This window comes from Sorangiineae bacterium MSr11367 (assembly GCA_037157805.1).
Lineage (GTDB): Bacteria > Myxococcota_A > Polyangia > Polyangiales > Polyangiaceae > Pendulispora > Pendulispora rubella.
Window position 1 is genome coordinate 12,142,048 of record CP089983.1, and the last position, 19,145, is coordinate 12,161,192.

A 19,145-nucleotide genomic window follows, 5' to 3' on the forward strand; every position below is an offset into this window, starting at 1 on the left:
TTCACGCCACCACCCGGCCGCGCTCGAGCCGCACGCGTGCGTCACCGATCTGCGCAAAGCTCGGATCGTGCGTCACCAAGATGACCACCGCCCCGCGATCCGCTTCCTCGCGCACGACGCGCGTGAGACGCTCCGTCGAGCGCACATCCAGGCCGGCCGTCGGCTCGTCGAGCAGCACCAACTGCGGCGCGTGCACCAAGGCTTTCGCCACCGCGATCCTCTGGCGTTGCCCGCGCGAATACGTGCGCACCGGTCGCTCGCCGAACGAAGCGAGATCGAAGCGCTCGCACGCCCGCCGCCAGCCCGTCTCCGGATCGATGCCCCGCAGGCGTGCCGCCAGCACCACGTTCTCGCGACCCGACAAGTCACCGTACGCCAAGGTCTCGTGCCCGACCCATCCCAGCACGGCGCGAACGTCCGCCCTCGTCGTCCCCAGCTCACCGTGATCGACATCGCCCAAGGTAGGCTTCGCCAGGGTCCCGAGGATGCTCAGCAACGTCGACTTACCCGAGCCGTTCGCGCCTTCGATGACCGAAATCTTACCGCCTTCGAACCGTGCACTCACATTCGCCAGCGCTCGAACGGGTCCATACGTCTTGGTCACGCCACGAACCGCTACGGAAAAGGCCACGAACCGAACCCTAGCCGACCTTGCGAGCGCAACCTTCCATCAAGTGACACCGATTCGCTGCTCGAGTCCGTGTTCGGCTGCGGGACGTGCTATTCTCAGGCCCATGACCGCTGCGGCTGCGGTGATCTCCAACGAGCTGCCGACATTGCAGAAGCTACGCCAAGCGGTCGAAAGCGCCCTTGAAGGGAAGCACGACGCCGTCGAGCTCGCATTGGTTGCCCTTCTTGCGCGGGGTCACCTTCTCATCGAGGACGTTCCTGGCGTCGGAAAGACCACGTTGGCGCGTGCCCTGGCCCGCGCCGTCGGTGGTGAACTCCGGCGCGTCCAGTTCACGAGCGACTTGCTCCCCAGCGACGTGCTCGGCGTCTCCGTCTACGACCAACGCTCCGGCGAGTTCGTGCTGCGCCAGGGTCCCGTCTTCGCCAACGTGCTCTTGGCCGACGAGATCAACCGCGCCAGCCCGCGCACGCAGTCCGCGCTGCTCGAGGCGATGAACGAAGGCCAGGTCTCCCTCGACGGGCAGACCATGCCCCTGCCCGACCCGTTCTTCGTCATCGCCACGCAGAATCCTCAGGATTTCGCGGGTACGTTCCCGCTTCCCGAGTCCCAGCTCGACCGGTTTTTGGTCCGAGTTCGCATCGGATACCCACCCCCCCAGGTGGAAATGCGCCTTCTGCTCGACGGCAACACGGACACCGCGAAAGACGTCTCCGTCGTGCTCGATCCGTCGCGCCTCGTGGCCTTGCAGCGCGAAGTGCACCGCGTCGCCTTCGATCATGCGCTCGGCAGCTACCTGCAGGCGCTCATCCAAGCCACGCGCAGCGCGCCCACGCTTTCCCTCGGTGCCTCGCCACGTGGCGCCATCGCGCTCGCCAATGCGGCGCGCGCACGCGCTCTTCTGCGCGGACGCAACTACTGCATCGCCGACGACGTACATGACTTGGCGGTCCCCGTGCTCGCGCATCGCATCCGGCTCTCCACGCACGCCGAAGGCTTCATGCCCACGCGCGACGAGGCGGAGAATGCCCTGCGCGAGATCATCGGCCGCGTCCCCGTTCCCCTCTGAGCACCGTCATGCGGGAGTCGTTTCCTCAGCGCCCCCTCGTCCGACGCGATCGCAAGGTTGGGCTCTGGGCGCGCTTCCGAAATTTGTTCGTCCCGCCTCGCAAATTGAAATTCACGCGCGAGGGAAAGTTCTTCGTCGGCATCACGCTCGGCGTTGGCTTTGCGGCGATCAACACGGCGAACAATCTTCTCTATTTGCTCCTGGGAATGCTGCTCGCACTCATCGTCGTGAGCGGCGTCATGAGCGAGATCTCGTTGCGCGATCTCACCGTATTGAGACGCCTGCCGCTGCGCGCACAAGTCGGCCGCGCCCACCTGGTCGAAATCGAGGTCTACAATCATAAAAAACGCGTTCCGTCGTACGCGATCGAAGTCGAAGATCTGCGCCACGGACAGCCCGCAGACAAACGCTGTTTCTTTCTGAAAATCAGTCCCAAATCTGCGCAGGTTGCCGCGTACCGACGGACGCCGAACAAACGCGGGCGTGATCACCACATTGGCTTTCGCATTGCCACGCGTTTCCCGTTCGGGCTTTTCGAGAAGTCGCGCGAGATCGAAGCCGAAGGTGAGCTCATCATCTACCCGCCCGTCGATCCGGTGAAGCTGCGTCCCCTGCCCGCCGGCCGCCTTCCCGGTACCGACGGCACGCTCGGGCGCGGTTACGGCGACGAGTTCCTCGGGCTTCGCTTGATGCGGCCCGGCGAGGATCCGCGCGACATTCAATGGAAGAAGACCGCCGCCGTCGGACAGCAGGTCCTGCGTGAGCGCGCGCGCGAGGCACGACCCGACATTTCGCTGCCGCTCGAGACCGCGCGGCCGGAGAGCGCGGCCGAAGATTGGGATGCCCGCTTCGAGCGGCGCATCCGCGATGTGGCATCCCGCGCGGTCGCGCATTTGAAGCGCGGCGACGCCGTGGCCGTGCGCACCTCGAGCGGCGACGTCGCCCGCGGGGACCGATCCACGGGCGCGGATCCGGTCCTTCGCTTCCTCGCCCTCGTCCAACCCATCCCCACGCGTGCGCTTCGCAAGCTGATCTGATCATGCGCTTCGGACTCGTTCACCGGCTCATGACGGATGCGCTCGCGGCGCTGGGCGTGCTGGCCATCGTGAGCACCGCGGCGCTCAGTCCTTGGACCAATGCGCTGCTCATGATCGGACTCGTCGGTGCGTTGCTCATTCCCGAGCGATGGCAGAGTCGACCCGTGCTCCGGCACCTGGCCTCCGCGGGGCCGCTGGCCATCTTCGTCATTCAGGCGGCGCGCCTCGTCGCCGGGCGGCCGATGCTCGATGTCTCCGTCGAGTTCGCGGCGCTGCTCCAAATCGTGCGGCTCGCCACGCGCCGCGGGGCCGCGCACGATCAGCAGATCATCGTGCTGGCGCTGCTGCATTTCGTCGCCGGCACCGTGCTCGGCGGCGGGCTGACCTACGGCCTCTGCTTTCTCGGCTTCCTCGTGGTCGCACCGGGCGCCCTCGTGTTGAGCCACCTCCGGCGCGAGGTGGAGGGAAACTACCGCCAAGGCGCCCGCGATCGCACCGGCCTTCCCGTGGACGTGCCGCGCATCCTGCGAAGCCGCCGCGTCGTCGGACGCGGGTTCCTCGCGGCCACGTGCCTCATCTCGGTGCCGATCTTTCTCTTCACCGCGACGCTCTTCATCCTGTTTCCGCGGGTGGGGCTCTCGCTGCTCTTGCTGAACCACCCGCGCCCCGGGCGCATGGTCGGCTTCTCCGATCGCGTCGATCTCGGGGACGTCGGTGCGCTGCGTACGGATCTCTCTTCGGCGGTGGCGCTTCGGTTCGACATTCCCGATCTTCCCGATCCGCGTCCCTCGCGCATGGTGCTGCGCCTGCGTGGTACCGCGTTCGACGCGTACGACGGGCGCGCGTGGCTGCGCACGCAGACCGAGCGGCGCGCCGCCGAGCGGGCCTTTCCCGGCTCCGATTTGTATCCGCTGGTGCGCCCACCCGATGGCGAGAAAGATCGCAAGGCCACCTTCGACCTCGAGTCGCTCGACCCGCCGGTGGTCTTCCTTCCGCCACACACCGTGGCCATGCAGATCCATCTCCCCAGCCAGCCGCTGCTCAACGACGCGTTGACCCTCCAGCGTGGGCCGGAGGGCGAGGTGCGCTATGCCGGCGAGAGCGCGCGCGGTTTGCGCTACGACGTGTACCTCGATCGCGAGCGCACGCCGGTGACGGAGGTTCTCACCCCGCACGATCGCGCGCGCTACCTCGCACTGCCGCCATCGTTGCCGTCGCGCATGGGCGGCCTCGCGCATGCGTGGACCGACGGCCTTCCCAATGATTACGCGAAGGCCAAGGTCGTCGAGGAGAAGCTGCGCACCCAGTACAAGTACGACTTCGGCTCGCCGTCGGGCGGAACGAAGCAGCCCGTCGACCACTTCCTCTTCGAATCGAAGCGCGGCCACTGCGAGTTCTTCTCCACGGCCATGGCGGTGCTGCTGCGCGAAGTCGGCATTCCCACGCGCAACGTCACCGGATTCGTCGGCGGTACGTACAATCGATTTGGCCGCTACTATGCCGTTCGCCAGGCCGATGCGCACTCGTGGACCGAGGTGTACCTCGACGATCCCGTGCACCCCGGATGGCATACGTTCGATCCGACGCCGCCGGCCGGCGCGCAGCCGCTCGAAGAGACCACGGGCGCGCTCGTGTACATGCGCGACTTGGTGGAAGCGCTGTCGCAGCGCTGGAACCGCTACGTCGTGGGTTACGATTTGCGCACGCAGGTGCACCTCTTCGAGGATGCGACCCGGCAGTACGATCGCTTCCGCGCGCAGACGGGTCTCAACCGCGGGTTGCTCGGCTACCTGACGCGTGCGCCTGTGGTCGCCGCGCTTCTGCTCGCGACCGCTTCCGTGGCCTACGTCGTTTGGAAGCGACGCCGCAGGGGAGGGAAGTCGGGCGAGAAGCCCGCGCCGAAGTCCCCCGCGGAGAAACGGCTCGAGAGTGCGGCCGCGCTCTACCGTTCCCTCGACGGCGCCCTCATGGTCCAAGGGATCGCGCGCCCGGCCGCGCTGCCGCCGCTCGCGCACGCGGAACATTTGCGCTTGAACAAGCACCCGCTGGCGGACGAAATTCTGTCGCTTACCCAGCTGTACCTGGAGGCGCGATTTGGCGGCGTCTGCCTCACACCCGAGGCGACGCGCGAATTCGAGCGGCGCGTGCGGACGCTGCGTTCGACGCGGCTCGAGCCGCCGGATCGCGCGGTGTCGCAGCCTCCCGCAAGCTCGGCTACACGAGCTACACCAGGGTGATGGTGGCGCGGTCGCCGTCGCGTTGAACGCGGGCTGTACCGCTCAGCGCATTCGCCGGCATGCGGGCTTCGCGACCGTCGAACTCCAGGTCGGCTCGCCCGCGTTCGATCCACGCGACGACCACCGGCTCGCGCTCGCTACGCTGACCGCCCTCGTGCAGCTCGAACAAGTCGATCTGCACCCCGCGCCGCAACTCGGCCGCGGTCACCGCCCGCTGCATCGAAGCCACGGGCTTTGCGCCCGGCCGATGCGGATCGCGATCGCCGTCGTACGTCTGCACGATGAGGCGGTACTCTTCGCCGGCGCGAAGATCGCGCAAATCGCTCGCCGCTGCGCGCACTTCCGCATGCACCGTCGCCGCCCCAGCGCCGACGCCGAAGGTCGTCGCTGCGAGGATCGCCATCCACGAAACGTTCTTTCGTGCGAAGCGAGGCAGCTTTTCCTTCAACAATGTTCGCTTGCGGGATGCCATGGGAACCGCACGGTACGTAGCTAATCTCGTGCCAGCCGTTGAAAGCGCCGAAATCTCGTTCTTCACGCCGAGTTCTACGCGTCAAAAGCCCGAAGGTTTTGCGGCCCACGTGCTGGGGCCCCGCAACTGCCGCCAAACCTGCGCACCCGAAGCTGCGCCGCTGGTGCACCTTCCAGTGGCCTCCACGACACAGGTCACCATTTCGCCCCGGTCACGTTGGACACGTGGCCGCATGCGACCCACCGCGCGGACGCATTCGGCCTGACGCTCCGCGCGCGTGGGGAACCTGTGGATAACCGCGCTCACAGGGCGCGTGTGCCAACTTTCAGTTCTGAACCTGCGACCGAAATGTCAGCCCTTCGCCCGCGCGATCGACGAGGATCGTCGTTCCAGCGGCGAAGTCGCCCGCGAGCACCCGTTTCGCCATCTCGTCCTCGAGGTAGCGCACGATCGCGCGCTTCAGAGGCCGCGCACCGAATTGTGGATCCCAACCCACCTCGCCAAGGAAATCCTTCGCAGCGTCCGTCACCTCGATGCGCAGGTCGCGCCGCGCAAGGCGTGCTTGGAAGCGTTGAAGCTGGATGTCCACGATGTGCCGCAGATCTTCCCGCCGCAGGGGCTCGAACACCACGATCTCGTCGAGGCGGTTCACGAACTCGGGCCGGAAAGCTTTGCGCACTTCCTCGAGGGCGGCACGCCGTATGAGCTCCCGTTTGTCGCCCGGCTCCAGGTTCCCACGGGCCTCGATGGCTTGGATCTGCGGCGACGCAATGTTGCTCGTGAGGATGATCACGGTGTTCTTGAAGTCGACCGTGCGACCTTGCCCGTCGGTCAGACGGCCATCGTCGAGCACCTGCAGAAGCACGTTCCACACGTCGGCGTGGGCCTTTTCCACCTCGTCGAAGAGGATGACGGAATAGGGCCGTCGTCGCACCGGTTCGGTGAGCTGACCGCCTTCTTCGTAACCAACGTACCCGGGGGGTGCGCCGATCAAACGCGACACGGCGTGCTTCTCCATGTACTCGCTCATGTCGAGGCGGAGCATGGCCCGCTCTTCGTCGAAGAGGTACTCGGCGAGGGCCCGCGCAAGCTCGGTCTTGCCCACGCCCGTAGGTCCTAGAAAGAGGAAGCTGCCGATGGGCCGCCGGTCATCGGAAAGCCCGGCCCGCGAACGCCTCACGGCGTTGGCCACCGCCTCCACCGCCGCTTCTTGCCCGACGACGCGCTTTCGGAGCGCGTCCTCGATGTGCAGAAGCTTGTGCATCTCGCCCTGGAGCATCTTCGAGACGGGGATGCCGGTCCACTTGGAGACCACGGCGGCCACGTCGTCGTCGGTGACTTCCTCGCGAAGGTACGACGTCTTCTCCTGCACCTTCGCCAAGGTGCGGCGAAGCTCCTCGATCTTCTTCTCCAGCTGCGGCATGCGGCCGTACTTGATCTCCGCGGCCTTCCCAAGCTCGCCCACACGCTCCGCGCGTTCTTGCTCGGCGCGCAGGTTCTCCAGCTCGGGCTGCGCCTGGCGGATCTCTTCGATGACCTCTTTCTCACGCAGCCACTGCGCACGCATCGCGCTGGATTTCTCCTCGAGCTCGGCCAGCTCACGCGCCACGGCTTCGCGCCGCGATTTGGAGGCAGGATCGCGCTCCTTCTTGAGCGCCTGCTCCTCGATTTGAAGCTGCATGACCCGGCGCTGAACGGCGTCGATCTCGGCCGGCATGCTGTCGACTTCCATTTTGATCTTCGCCGCGGCCTCGTCGACCAAGTCGATGGCCTTGTCCGGCAGAAAGCGCTCGGTGAGGTACCGATCCGACAGCGTGCCCGCGGCCACCAAGGCCGCGTCTTGGATGCGGATGCCGTGGTGAACTTCGTAGCGCTCCTTCAGTCCGCGCAGAATCGCAATGGTGTCCTCCACCGATGGCTGCGACACGAACACGGGTTGAAAGCGGCGCTCCAACGCCGGATCTTTCTCGATGCGCTTTCGGTACTCGTCCAGGGTCGTCGCGCCGATGCAGCGAAGCTCACCGCGCGCGAGGGCAGGCTTGAGCAAATTGGCCGCGTCCATCGAGCCTTCGGCCGCGCCGGCACCCACGATGGTGTGGATCTCGTCGATGAACAGCACGATCTGCCCGGCCGCGGTCTCCACCTCTTTGAGGACGGCCTTCAACCGGTCCTCGAACTCGCCGCGGTACTTCGCACCGGCGACGAGCGCGCCCATGTCGAGCGAGACGAGACGCTTGTTCTTCAGGGACTCCGGCACGTCGCCGCGCACGATGCGTTGGGCGATGCCGTCGACGATGGCGGTCTTGCCCACGCCGGGCTCGCCGATGAGCACGGGGTTGTTCTTCGTGCGGCGCGAGAGAACCTGCATGACCCTGCGGATCTCTTCGTCGCGGCCGATGACCGGATCGCTTTTGCCGCGCCGTGCGGCGTCGGTCAGATCGCGGGTGTACTTGTCGAGCGCTTGGAACTTGCCCTCGGGATCGCGATCGACCACGCGCTGGGCACCGCGCACGCTGGCCAACGCCGAGAGGAGGCGATCGTAGGTGACGTTGCCGTTTTGCTCGAGCAGCGCCTGGATTTCGCGATCGGACTTGGCGGTCGCGAGGACGTAGTGCTCGACGGAGACGAAGTCGTCCTTGAGGGCCTTGGCCTCGTCTTCGGCGCGCCGCACGACCTCGAGAAGGCGGCGCGAGAGGCCTGGCTCTGGGCCGCCGGACACTTTGGGAAAGCCTTCGAGACGGCGGGTGAGGGCGGTCGTCAGCTGCGCGACGTCGGTCCCTGCCTTCTGCAGAAGGGGACCCGCGACGCCACCTTCCTGTTCGAGCATCGCGAGCAGCAAATGCTCCGGATACAACTCCGGATTGCCTCGCCGTGCTGCGAGCTCGAGGCCATCGCGAAAGGCTTCCTGGCTCTTGGTGGTCATTCGATCGGGACGCATGGGCTTTCTCTTGCTCCGTGATTGGCGGGCAAGTTAAGTCCCCACGGGTCCTCGGCAAGAGCGCGCCTACCGCCCCTTCATGACGGCGGCGCGCACTTGCTCCCAGGCCTCCGCTTTGGGAGGCCGGTCTTGCGAACCCGCGATCAGATGTCCAGGTTCTTCACGTTGAGCGCGTTGTCCTCGATGAACTCGCGGCGCGGCTCGACTTGATCACCCATGAGGATGCTGAAGATCTGATCGGTCTGCACGGCGTCGTCCAAGCGCACTTGGAGCATGACGCGCGCATTCGGATCCAGCGTGGTCTCCCACAGCTGCTCGGCGTTCATCTCGCCTAGACCTTTGTAGCGCTGCAGCTGGATGCCCTTGCGACCGCGCCCATCGAGGTACTCCCAGAGCGCGTCGGCGTCCTCGATCTCGATTTCGCCCTTGGCCGCCCCGGCCGCCGCTTGCGGAGCCTCCTCGGCGGCGGCTTCCTCCGCGCCTTCTTCACCCTCGCTCGCGCCTCGCTTGGTGAGATCGCGCACGAAGTACGGCGCCGGCCCCAGCGAGCGGACGTCTTGCTCGATGGCGTAGAGCTCTTCGTACTCGGCCGACTCGACCAGGTTCCAATCGATCATCGTCTGGCGCGCGGCCGAGCCCGGACGCGGGGTGATCTCGATGCGCGCGGCACCGTGCTCCGCCTCCCAGGTGACCTCGATGGTCAGCGGGAAAATGTCGGGGTACTTCTTCTCGAGCTGGGCGCGGATCTTCGGGATACCCGCCTCCACCTTGGCCTTGTCGCGGATCTCGTTCTTCCCGAGCCCGCCGGACCGCAGCGCCGTCGCCACGAGGCGAGCATCCGCGCGTCGATCGATCTTCGACAGCGCGCGGCGGAAAAAGCGAAGGCGCTCGGCGAGGCGAAGCAACGGCTCGCCCGTGATGGTGAGCCCCCGCGACGAGCGCACCGCGAGCTCGCGCACGCCGTGCTCGAGGAAGTACCGATCGAGGGCCGGCTGATCCTTGAGGTACGTGTCCTTCTTGCCGCGCCGCACGCGGTAGAGCGGCGGTTGCGCGATGTACAAGTAGCCCTTCTCGATGATCTCCGGCATGTGCCGGTAGAAGAAGGTGAGGAGCAGGGTACGAATGTGGCTGCCGTCGACGTCGGCGTCGGTCATCAGCACGACTTGGTGGTAGCGCAGCTTCTCCACGTCGAACGAGCCGCCGCTTTCCGGCGAGCCGATGCCGCAACCCAGCGCGGTGATGAGCGTGCCGATCTGCTCGGACGAGATCATCTTGTCCAAGCGCGCGCGCTCCACGTTGAGGATCTTTCCACGAAGCGGCAACACCGCTTGGAACTTGCGATCGCGGCCCTGCTTTGCAGAGCCACCGGCGCTGTCTCCCTCGACGATGTACAGCTCGGCGATCTCGGGGTTGCGCGACTGGCAGTCGGCCAGCTTGCCCGAGAGGCTCGTGATGTCCATCGCGCCCTTGCGCACGACCTCGCGCGCCTTGCGGGCGGCTTCGCGCGCCTTGGCGGCCAGGATGGCCTTCTCCAAGATTTTGCGCGCCGTCGAGGGGTTCTCCTCGAAGAATTGGCCCAATTTCTCGCCGATGACCGCCTCGGTGATGCCTTTGACCTCGCTCGAGACGAGCTTCGACTTGGTCTGCGAGTCGAACGACGGATCGGGATGCTTGACGCTGATGACCGCCGTGAGGCCTTCGCGGATGTCCTCACCCGAGAGGCCGTTCTTCACGTCCTTGAAGAGGTTTTGCGCAGTGCCGTAGGAGTTGAACACGCGCGTCAGCGAGCCACGCAGACCGGTGAGGTGCGTGCCGCCGTCCTTGTTGTGGACGTTGTTCGTGTAGCAATAGATCTGCTCGGCGTAGCTCGAGTTCCATTGCAACGCGACCTCGACGCCGATGGGGTTGCCCTCTTCGTTGGGCTGTTCGGCGTTGATGTACACGACCTTGTCGTGCGCGGGCTCCTTCGTCTTGTTGAGGAGCTCGACGAACTCGCGGATCCCGCCGCTGTACAGGAAGACCTCGCGGCGGATCTTGCCTTCGGTCGCGGCGATGTTGCCACCGCCCGGATCGCGCTCGTCGACCAGCTCGATGATGAACCCAGCGTTGAGGAAGGACAGCTCGCGAAGGCGGCTGGCCAGGATGTCGTAGCTGAACTCGGTGGTGGTGAAGATCTCCGCGTCCGGCTTGAAGGTGATCTTCGTGCCCGTCTTGTCCGTGTCGCCGATGACGGCGAGGGGAGCCACCGGTGCGCCCCGGCGGAACTCCTGGAAGTGCACGTGGCCTTCGCGCTTGATCTCCATCTTGAGCCACTCGCTCACGGCGTTCACGGCGCTGACGCCGACGCCGTGGAGGCCTGCGGAGACCTTGTAGCTCGAATGGTCGAACTTGCCGCCGGCGTGCAGAACGGTCATCACGACCTCGGCCGCGCTGACACCCCGGTCCTTCATAATGCCGGTGGGGATGCCGCGCCCGTTGTCATCGACGGTGACGGAACCGTCGAAGTGGATGGTCACGATCATCTTGCTGCAGAAGCCACCCAGGTGCTCGTCGACGGCGTTGTCGACGGCTTCCCACACGAGGTGGTGCAAGCCCGAGCCATCGTGCACGTCGCCGATGTACATGCCGGGCCGCTTGCGAACGGCCTCCAGCCCTTCGAGCACGGTGATGTTCTCACTTCCGTACGTCGAGGCCGGAGCGGCGGTACTCGCCGGCGCTTCGTTGGAGGCGCGGGAAGCGGGGTTGGCGTCTGCGGTACCCGAAGAGACCGTCTGCGGGGATTCAGGGGGCGTTTCGATCATCTGGCAATCAACTTGTCAGCGTGGTGAACGTTGGATGGCTATTTGTTCGGTTCGAAGAACTGCGATTTGCAGCGTGGAACCGAGGCCCTCGCACGCCCCGAGTGGAGGGCCGGACGAAGGCGTGGATTATATCCCGCGACGGCGCTTTTATCCACCAAGAAGCGCTGATAATTCTCGAGGTATTTCCTATATTTAGGATGCTTCATCGGAGGGAGAAATCACCCCCCTCGAAACGGAGAAGTCGAGGCGTTCGCGGAAGGCGGCGTCCGGCAATTTTTCGGTCTCGATGAGCTCGCGGCGCGTGGTCGTGAGAAACACCTGACCCTGCTGCTCCCGCAAAAATGAAAACAGCGACGCGGTGCGCTCGCGATCCAGCTCGCTGGAGACGTCGTCGAGCAGCAAGATGGGGCGAACTCCCCGCGCGCCACCGATGACATCCATCTCGGCGGCCTTGAGCGCGAGCACGACGGCGCGGTGCTGGCCCTGCGAGGCCGTGCCGCGCATGCGGTGACCTTGGAGGGCGAGGGCGAGATCGTCGCGGTGCGGTCCGATGCTCGCGCCGCGGCGCTTCAAGTCGGCGCGGCGGTTTCGCTCGAGCTCGCGACGGTACGCTTCGGCGACGTCGGGTGCCGAGGGTGCGTACTCCACGCCGAGCACCAGGTCCGGTGCGGCGATGCGGGTGAAGGCAATCGACATCGACGCGGCGAGATCCGCGGCGGCATGGCGGCGTGCGGTCATGACGGCGAGGCCGTGTCGCACCACCAGCTCTTCCCACTGTTCGAGATCGCGCGCGTCCACCCCGCGCATCTCGAGGGCGCGTTGTCGTTCGCGCACGGCCCGCGCATAGGCCATGGTTTCGCCGAGCGATGCCGGCATCAGGTACAGCGCGACCCGATCGAGCAAGCGACGGCGCTCGCTGCCTGCACCCATCGAGAGCGAGAGATCGCCCGGGTGAAACAGCACCGCGGGCGTTCGAATCGCGTACTCCGCGGCGGTGGCCGGCCGCTTCCCATCGATCTTGAGCAGACGCTGGCCCGCACGCAGGCCGGCCGTTTGCTCGCGTCGGAGACCGCCCTCGGAGAGCACGGTGCGCACGCTTGCCGTGTCGGCGCCGTGCTCCACCGACTCTCCCGGCTTCACCGTGCGAAAGCTGCGCGAGGTGGCGGCGAGGTAGATGGCCTCGAGGAGGTTCGTTTTCCCCTGGCCATTGTCCCCGTACACCACGTTGAAGCGGGGGCTGGGTCGGAGATCGACGCGCGCCAAGTTGCGGAAGTGGCGAACGGAAATCTCTTCGATGTGCAGCGATTTCAAATGCGCATCGGCATGACGACGGCGAGGAAGTTGCGCTCGCTGGCGGGGCGCACGACGGCGGGATCGAGCTCGCCGCTGAGGCCCAGGATGACGTCGTCTTCCTGAAGCGAGCCGAGAACGTCGAGGAAGTACTTCGCGTTGAAGCCGATGGTGATGTCGGCCCCCGCGTAGTCCACCGGGATCTCGTCGAAGCCGTCGCCGCTCTCGGGCGATTCGCTGGTGATGCGCATCACACCGCCTGTGATGCCCAGCTTGACGCCACCCGTGCGCTCGCTGGCCGCAATCGACACGGCGCGGAGGGCATCGGCGAACTGCCCGCGGGGCACACGGACCTTCTTGTCCGAGTTCTGCGGGATGACCTGGGAGTACGGCGGAAACTGCGCGTCGACGAGCTTGACGCTGAAGGTGCTCCCCCCGCCTTGGAAGAAGGCGCTGGAGCCGCTCTGCGTGATCTGGATCTGCGCGCGTGCGTCTTTGCCCTGCTCGGGCACGATCTCGTCGCAGAGGCGCCGCAGCTCGAGGATGGCCTTGAGCGGGATGAGCATCGTGGCCGAAGCTTGGCGTCCCTCGACCTTGACCTCCATCTTGGAAAGGCGGTGGCCATCGGTGGTGACCATGCGCACCACGTCGCCCTCCCACTCGAAGAGTGCGGAGTTGAGGTGCGCCCGCGTCTCGTCCCCCGAAATGGAGAAGTATGTCTTTTGAATGAGCTCGCGCAGGACGTCGACCTCGATGGCCAACGTGGGCGCGCCCTCGGCGGGAACGGGGAGGGGAGGGAAGTCTTCCCCGGGCATGCCCCGCAGGGTGTACCGGCGGGCGCTTCCCGTGGCCTTCAAGGTCGTGGTGGCGTTGTCTTCGGAGGCGATGCGGATGGGGCCGTCCGGCATCATCTTCACGCGCTCGAGCAGGTCCTTCGCTGGAACCGCGACGCTTCCGGGCTTGCTGACCTCCGCCGCGACCTTTCCCGCGATGGCCAGGTACAAATCCGTCGCCGCGAGTCGCAGAGAATTTGGCCCCTCCACCGCAAGCAGGACATTAGAGAGCACGGGCATGGTGCTCTTACGCTCCGCAACACCCTGCATCCTCGTGACGAGCTTCAGCAGGTCTTTTTTGGCTACCGTGAGTTCCATGCGCTCCGCCAGGGTTCTTCCGTATTACCCATTAGATGAGATCTCTAGTGGTGTCGATAGGGGCTGTGAGAAGCGTGGATAGTCAAATTTTTGACGTAATTTCCGGAACTTAAGTCTCCTCAGGGCTGTGGAAGGCTCCGTGTGGAAAACGGGGACGGATGGGGAAGGATGTAGGGGCTAGACTTATCCGCAGCCTTTTCCCCTGTGCTGTCCCCGATTTTGCCGGCACGTTCTCCACAGCTCGGGCGTAGACCTACCAGGCCGTCCACCGGGCGCCGATCGCGGTTCGAACGAGACGGCTGACTTCGCCACGCGGAAAAAAAGCGAACCGCCGAGGACGCCAAGGGAGCGCCGTCGCGCGGGAGCTCGTTCAAGGCGTCGACTGCGTCAAGGCGGCCGCCGAGGAGATGCGGGCTCTTTCCCCTTTGGGGGATCGGGGCCACGACGACGCGAGCGCGGGCCCTCCGTGATGAAGGTCGTGTCGGGGTCGAGTGGCTAGGGTGTGGTGCCGCGTGGAAGTTCGTTAAGGGAGTCGACGGCGTCGAGTGCGCCGCCCAGGCCGAACCAATCGATGTACACGAAGTTTGGATTGCGCTTCGTTCGATGCCAACAATCTTTGGCGCGTTCGTAGACCACGGTCGCTTGATTGGCGCGAACGGCCAGCGCCGGATCCGGCATGAGAATACCCGCGTCGTCTTTGTAAACGAAGTGATTGATGAAATAGAGGTCGTTGCTCGCCTTGCCGCGGTAGAACCCGCAGGAGAACTGATCGGAATTGGAGACGTTGAAATCGGTATCGACGACGAAGTCCCAGAGGTAATGCTGCCACGCCGGTCGATTGGGGTCTTGGCTGTCGTTGAACACGACGAGCCGTTGATTGACCAGCACCATGGCACCCAATGCCGGCCACTGTGTACCCGGCGTGTGCGTGTACAGGTAGTCGGTGAGGTTGGCCTCCTCGAACGAGCGGGCCACCGCCTCGGGGCTCACCGAGCTCTCGGCGAAGATGGTGACGATCTCCGACGGATTGTTCTCGAGAAACGCGCGAACCTGATGGAGAACGTTCACCAGCGGCTCTTGACCGAGGGCCCCACGTAAATCGGTATTGTGCGTCACGTAGACGTCATGGGGATCGGTGTCGGTAAGGGTGAAATGAGGACTCGGGCGTAGTCCCAGCCCGCGCACCCCGCGGTCGAGTTGCTTCCAAACGGGATACATCTGATTCGGTTTCTTGTAATGAACCGGACCATCGTCGGCCCACGCAAATGCGTTGTGCGTGGCAAGTTGCGTGATTTGGTCGTAGCGGCGGGTGCAATCGACGCGGTTGCACGTGCGAAGTGGCGAGGAAGTCGCTGGCGTATCTTTGGGCGGGTGTTCGTCGTGCGTCTCGATGACCGTGACAGGCAAATAGCAACCTGCCACGGCCATCGAGAGCCATACCAAGAAAGGCAAGCCAATGAAAAAAGACAAGCAAGACCAAATGGACTTCATCGAGGTACTCCAAGAAACGATAAAGCGATGAACGCGATTCAGCGGGCCGTGCGTGCTTCGAGGGCCGCGAGTCCGCGTGCCACGATGGCGGGGAGGGGGTCCACCTTTTTCAGTGCGGCGACGACCTCGCGGGCGCCGTCGATGTCGCCGGCATCGGCGAGTGCACGCCCTCGTTCGAGCATGGCTTGTTCGCGGTAGGGCGAAGCGGGACCCGAGGCGATGAAACGCCCCCAGACGCGGGCGCGTTCCGAGGGGTCTTTGTAGCTTCGCGCGAGCAAGAAGGTGGCGTCGGCGGCGAGTGCGGGATCGCGCGTGGTGGACGCCAGCGACGTGAGGCGACCTTGCGCACCCGCGATGTCGCCGCGCGAGAGCTCGAGTTCGCCCACGACGAAGGTGGCCTTGTCGCGGTAGCTCGCCGAGCGACCGGACAGCATGAGCGATCGCGCTTTGGTCTCTGCGACGGCGCGATCGCCTGCGTGCAAGGCGGTCTGCACGGATTGCCAGAGCGACGTGTCCGTGTCTTCTTCCACGGGGGTCGACGCCGTGGACGGCGAAGGCGCGGGGGCGGGCGGCTCCGGCTTGTGGGACGGCGGTGGAGGCGGCGGCGTGGGTCGGGAGCTTTCCGACGGGGCCGAACGCGGCGAGAGCACGATTTCGCCGCCCGAGCGGACCTCCGCCGATTGCCCGGCGAGCAAATGAATCGACGGTGCTTTGCGCTCCACGGCACCCACGGCGACCCAACCGGCATCGACCACGATGTTCGTGCGCGTGGGGGTCACCTCGAAGTGCCACGCCGACGAGATTTTCGGCAGCGTGTGCATCGTCGCATGCGGGCTCACGATTTCGCTTTCGCCGTAGGTGTGGACCTCGGCGTTGCCGCGATCGACTTGGAGCGCGGGGCTGTCGCCCTTTTCGCGGGCCATGAGAGGAGCGACGCGTGCGGGACCGGTGACCTCGAGCGAAGAGGCAGGCTCGCTTTCACCGGGCATCGCCCAGCTCAGCATCAGGCTCGCCCCGCGCGGAACCTCGGCCGGCGCATCGAGGGTGCTGTTGGCCGCCATGCCGGACCGCGCGCACGCCGGGCAGTCGCGCATGACCAGGAACGACGACGCACGGGCCGACGCGGCCGGAGCCGGCGCAATGGCGGGCGGCGCGGTCAACGAGGCCGAGGGCGTGACACTGGCCACCGGCACGTTGACCGGCGCGTGGGCCTCGGGCCATCGCGGCCCGAAGCGGAGCATGATCACGGAGGCGATGGCCGCCCCCATGAGCGCACTTCGCCAGCCGAAGGCCGGACGGGGCGTTCGCCACGCCCGCACGAGGCGCCGCTCGCTGGCATTTCGCGCCCGCGCGTCGTCCATCAAGGCTGCGGAACGCCACGCGTCGCGTGCCGTCCGAATGACGTGAACGTTTTGCTGGCACATGAGACAAGCTTTCAAGTGTTGCGAAAAGTCGGGGATGTCCGGGTGCCCCTCTTCACGCAGAGCTTCCGCCACGTCGTTGGCGTCGAAGCCGCGATCGCAGGTGGGATTCATGGTGTCTCCCCGCGAAACGTGGGGTCCTTGGACAAGAGCGACGTGAGTTCGAGCCGTGCGTGCCGAAGGCGCGAACGCACCGTGGGTTCCGGGCACTCGAGGATCTCGGCCACGCGCGCGGTGGGAAGCTCCTCCAGATCGCAGAGCACGATGGCCGCGCGCTTCGGAGCGCTGAGTCGATCGAGTGCGCGGTGCAGGCAGCGTGACCGCTCACGTTCGAGGGTGATGGCGGCAGGATTCGTGTGTCCGGGGTCCTCCGGTTCCTCCGGTGCGTCGCCTAGGGAAAACCATCGTCGCCAGCGCGTCGACCACCGCCAATGGTTCATCGCCTGGCGTGCACAGATACGGTAGGTATAGGTCGAAAATTCGGACCGGCCCTCGAAGCGGTCGATGGCGCGGACGATGCGCTCGAGGGCCGATTGCGTGAGGTCCTCGAGGTCGGGCGTCGCTCCGACGAGGCTTCGCATTTGGGCGCGGACGAGCGAGACCAAATCGGGCCACGCCATCGGCGGCTCGCACAACTCGGCTTCGCCGCGATCGGCGTCGTCCCCCAACATCGTGATTGCGAGATCTACCAGGCGGCCCATCGACAACCAATCTCGAGCACACCCACGGCGGTGCCCAATATGCGATTTGGAATGATGCCGCCCAGCAGGAGCGACGCATACGGACGAATGCTTCCGCCGGTGGGGGCTTCGAGGTGCACGCCGCCGAAGGCGTGCACGAAGATGTCGTCGTTGCTTCCTCGACCGCTGGGTCCCCCGACCAAGCTCAGGGTCGTGTCGTACGTCGAGTACCCCCACGAAGCGCCGGCCTCGAGCGAGAGGCCGAAAATATTCCGGATCCCCGATGGATGCCACATGGCGCCCCCGCCGAGGCGGGCGTTGAAGCCGCGGGCGTCGCGATCGCCACCGCGCGCGAAGTCGAACGCCACCGAAATGTACGGCGTGATGCTTTGGGGAAGGAAGCGGAGGGCGTTGCCCGAATCGAGGACGCGCAATCCCAGGCCGTAACCCCAGAGCGCCCCATCGCGTGCCTGATCGTGTGGCCAATACAGGCCGCGCACGCCCATCGCGAGACCGCCCGGTTTTCTGCCGTTCTCCGCGAAGGGGGCGGGCCTTGGCGTCTCGGGCGGGGAAGGGGGCGGGGGCTTCGGTGCGGGCGGCGGGGGATTGGAAAGTGTGCCCTCCGAGCGCGCGACCCAGAGGGCCGCCGTGCGCAGGCGCTCGTCGTTGTCGCCGCGCACTTCGATGTGCCAGAGGCCCGTGCCGCGTTCGTCGTGGGCCTCGAGGGTCCAGTGTTCCTCGTCGCCACACTGAAGGGCGATGCGTCGCGTGCCTTGGTCGGCACTGACGTCGCACGCATGCCCCGCGGCTTCGCACGCGAGGGCGATCTGGCGGGCGAGGGGCGTGCTCCATTCCGGGCAGGACGAAGGATCGACCCACCACGTGACCGTCGGCGTGGCCGCGTCGGCGGTGCTCGATCCAAGGGCGATGCCTGCGCAGGCCATGCCGGGTAAGACACCGCGCAAAGCGCGCGCGATCAAAGAAACGAGCGCGCTCACCATGCGCGCCACCGGAAGCCGATTTCGACCATACCCAGGGAGAGGCCCGGTGCCTTGGGCCAGCTGGTGCCGATGCGAAGCGCCAGGAACGGCCGAAAATCCCCCTGCACCGGCGCCTCTGCGACGATGCCGGCCAGCGCGTACCAGAAGGGATGGTGGTCGGTCGACTTCATGGCCGAAATCGAAGTGCCCTGACGGATCCGCGCAAAACCGAGGCCGCTTTCGAGCGAAAACCCGATGATGTCCTTCGTGTGGGGAGCGTGCCAGATGAGGCCCACACCCAGGCGCAGGGCGAAGGTACTCTGGTCGTAATCGGCGCGTCCGTCGGAGGTGGCTTCACCCGTCAAGCTGGCGTACGTACTGAACGACCGAGGAAGGAAGGAGACGACGTCGCCCGAGTCGTGCACGCGCAAGGTCATGCCAAGGCCCGGTGATCCACCGGTGGCATCTGGGTAATACGAACCGTGGATCGCGAGTGCGAGGCCACCCCAGCCCCCTTGTGGCGGAGGAATCAGTTTTATCGGTGCCGCAGGGGCGGGCGGCGTGGGCGGCGGTGCGGGCACCTTGGCCTCTGGAGCCATGGTGACGTCCGAACGCGCCACCCACATGGCGGCCGCGCGCAAGCGTTCATCGTCGTCGCCGCGCACCTCGATGTGCCAGAGGCCCGTGCCGCCGGCATCGTGGGCCTCGAGGGTCCAGTGATCCGGGTCCGCGCACTGCAGCACGAGCCGGCGCGCCGCCTTGTCGTCCGACGTGGATACATCGCACCCGCGGCCCGTGGCCTCACAGGCCAGTGCGATTTCGCGTGAGAGGGGCGTGGTCCATAGCGGGCACGATGCCGGGTCGACCCACCACGACGGGGTCGGTGGCGGCGCGGCCTCAACCGCGCCCGCCATGGCGAATACCAGTGCCCAACTCATGCTGCCTTGGAC

14 protein-coding genes are annotated in these 19,145 nt (G+C 66.0%); 3 read left to right on the forward strand and 11 right to left on the reverse strand.

Annotated features, from left to right (window positions below):
* Nucleotide 1 precedes the first annotated feature (1 nt).
* Nucleotides 2-604 carry an ABC transporter ATP-binding protein gene (locus tag LVJ94_47090; GenBank protein ID WXB04456.1) on the reverse strand — a complete coding sequence of 201 codons (603 nt, stop codon included), beginning with the start codon at nt 602-604 and terminating at the stop codon, nt 2-4.
* A 130-nt stretch (nt 605-734) separates the two neighbouring features.
* On the opposite strand from LVJ94_47090, the gene LVJ94_47095 reads away from it, so the two are divergent.
* Genes LVJ94_47095 through LVJ94_47105 form a run of 3 tightly spaced genes read left to right on the forward strand, consistent with a single transcriptional unit; the run spans nt 735 to nt 4,971 of the window.
* Nucleotides 735-1,697 carry a MoxR family ATPase gene (locus tag LVJ94_47095; protein ID WXB04457.1) on the forward strand — a complete coding sequence of 321 codons (963 nt, stop codon included), beginning with the start codon at nt 735-737 and terminating at the stop codon, nt 1,695-1,697.
* Between the two features lie 8 nt (nt 1,698-1,705).
* Nucleotides 1,706-2,734 (forward strand): DUF58 domain-containing protein, encoded by a 1,029-nt coding sequence (locus LVJ94_47100; GenBank protein WXB04458.1) that lies wholly within the window; start codon nt 1,706-1,708, stop codon nt 2,732-2,734.
* Between the two features lie 2 nt (nt 2,735-2,736).
* Entirely contained in the window at nt 2,737-4,971 is a 2,235-nt protein-coding gene (locus tag LVJ94_47105) for a DUF3488 and transglutaminase-like domain-containing protein (protein WXB04459.1), read from the forward strand.
* On the opposite strand, the gene LVJ94_47110 is transcribed toward LVJ94_47105, so the two are convergent.
* From LVJ94_47110 to LVJ94_47155, 10 genes are all read right to left on the reverse strand, one after another.
* Nucleotides 4,958-5,374, reverse strand: a complete 417-nt coding sequence (locus LVJ94_47110; GenBank protein WXB04460.1) for a hypothetical protein — start codon at nt 5,372-5,374, stop codon at nt 4,958-4,960. The two genes, LVJ94_47105 and LVJ94_47110, sit on opposite strands and share 14 nt — an antisense overlap.
* 394 nt (nt 5,375-5,768) lie before the next feature.
* Entirely contained in the window at nt 5,769-8,381 is a 2,613-nt protein-coding gene (gene clpB, locus LVJ94_47115; GenBank protein ID WXB04461.1) for an ATP-dependent chaperone ClpB, read from the reverse strand.
* A 143-nt stretch (nt 8,382-8,524) separates the two neighbouring features.
* Nucleotides 8,525-11,182, reverse strand: a complete 2,658-nt coding sequence (gene gyrB / locus LVJ94_47120; GenBank protein WXB04462.1) for a DNA topoisomerase (ATP-hydrolyzing) subunit B — start codon at nt 11,180-11,182, stop codon at nt 8,525-8,527.
* Between the two features lie 192 nt (nt 11,183-11,374).
* Nucleotides 11,375-12,493, reverse strand: a complete 1,119-nt coding sequence (gene recF / locus LVJ94_47125) for a DNA replication and repair protein RecF (GenBank protein ID WXB04463.1) — start codon at nt 12,491-12,493, stop codon at nt 11,375-11,377.
* Nucleotides 12,490-13,623 (reverse strand): DNA polymerase III subunit beta, encoded by a 1,134-nt coding sequence (dnaN, locus tag LVJ94_47130; protein ID WXB04464.1) that lies wholly within the window; start codon nt 13,621-13,623, stop codon nt 12,490-12,492. Before dnaN ends, recF begins: the two co-directional genes overlap by 4 nt.
* 495 nt (nt 13,624-14,118) lie before the next feature.
* Nucleotides 14,119-15,045, reverse strand: a complete 927-nt coding sequence (locus tag LVJ94_47135) for a hypothetical protein (GenBank protein WXB04465.1) — start codon at nt 15,043-15,045, stop codon at nt 14,119-14,121.
* A 107-nt stretch (nt 15,046-15,152) separates the two neighbouring features.
* Nucleotides 15,153-16,649: a tetratricopeptide repeat protein gene (locus LVJ94_47140; GenBank protein WXB04466.1), complete on the reverse strand. Its 1,497-nt coding sequence runs from the start codon at nt 16,647-16,649 to the stop codon at nt 15,153-15,155.
* Nucleotides 16,646-17,236, reverse strand: a complete 591-nt coding sequence (locus LVJ94_47145; protein WXB04467.1) for an RNA polymerase sigma factor — start codon at nt 17,234-17,236, stop codon at nt 16,646-16,648. Before LVJ94_47145 ends, LVJ94_47140 begins: the two co-directional genes overlap by 4 nt.
* Nucleotides 17,221-18,216 (reverse strand): hypothetical protein, encoded by a 996-nt coding sequence (locus LVJ94_47150; GenBank protein WXB04468.1) that lies wholly within the window; start codon nt 18,214-18,216, stop codon nt 17,221-17,223. The genes LVJ94_47145 and LVJ94_47150 overlap by 16 nt, the downstream gene beginning before the upstream one ends.
* Nucleotides 18,210-19,133: a hypothetical protein gene (locus LVJ94_47155; protein ID WXB04469.1), complete on the reverse strand. Its 924-nt coding sequence runs from the start codon at nt 19,131-19,133 to the stop codon at nt 18,210-18,212. Before LVJ94_47155 ends, LVJ94_47150 begins: the two co-directional genes overlap by 7 nt.
* Between the last annotated feature and the right edge of the window lie 12 nt (nt 19,134-19,145).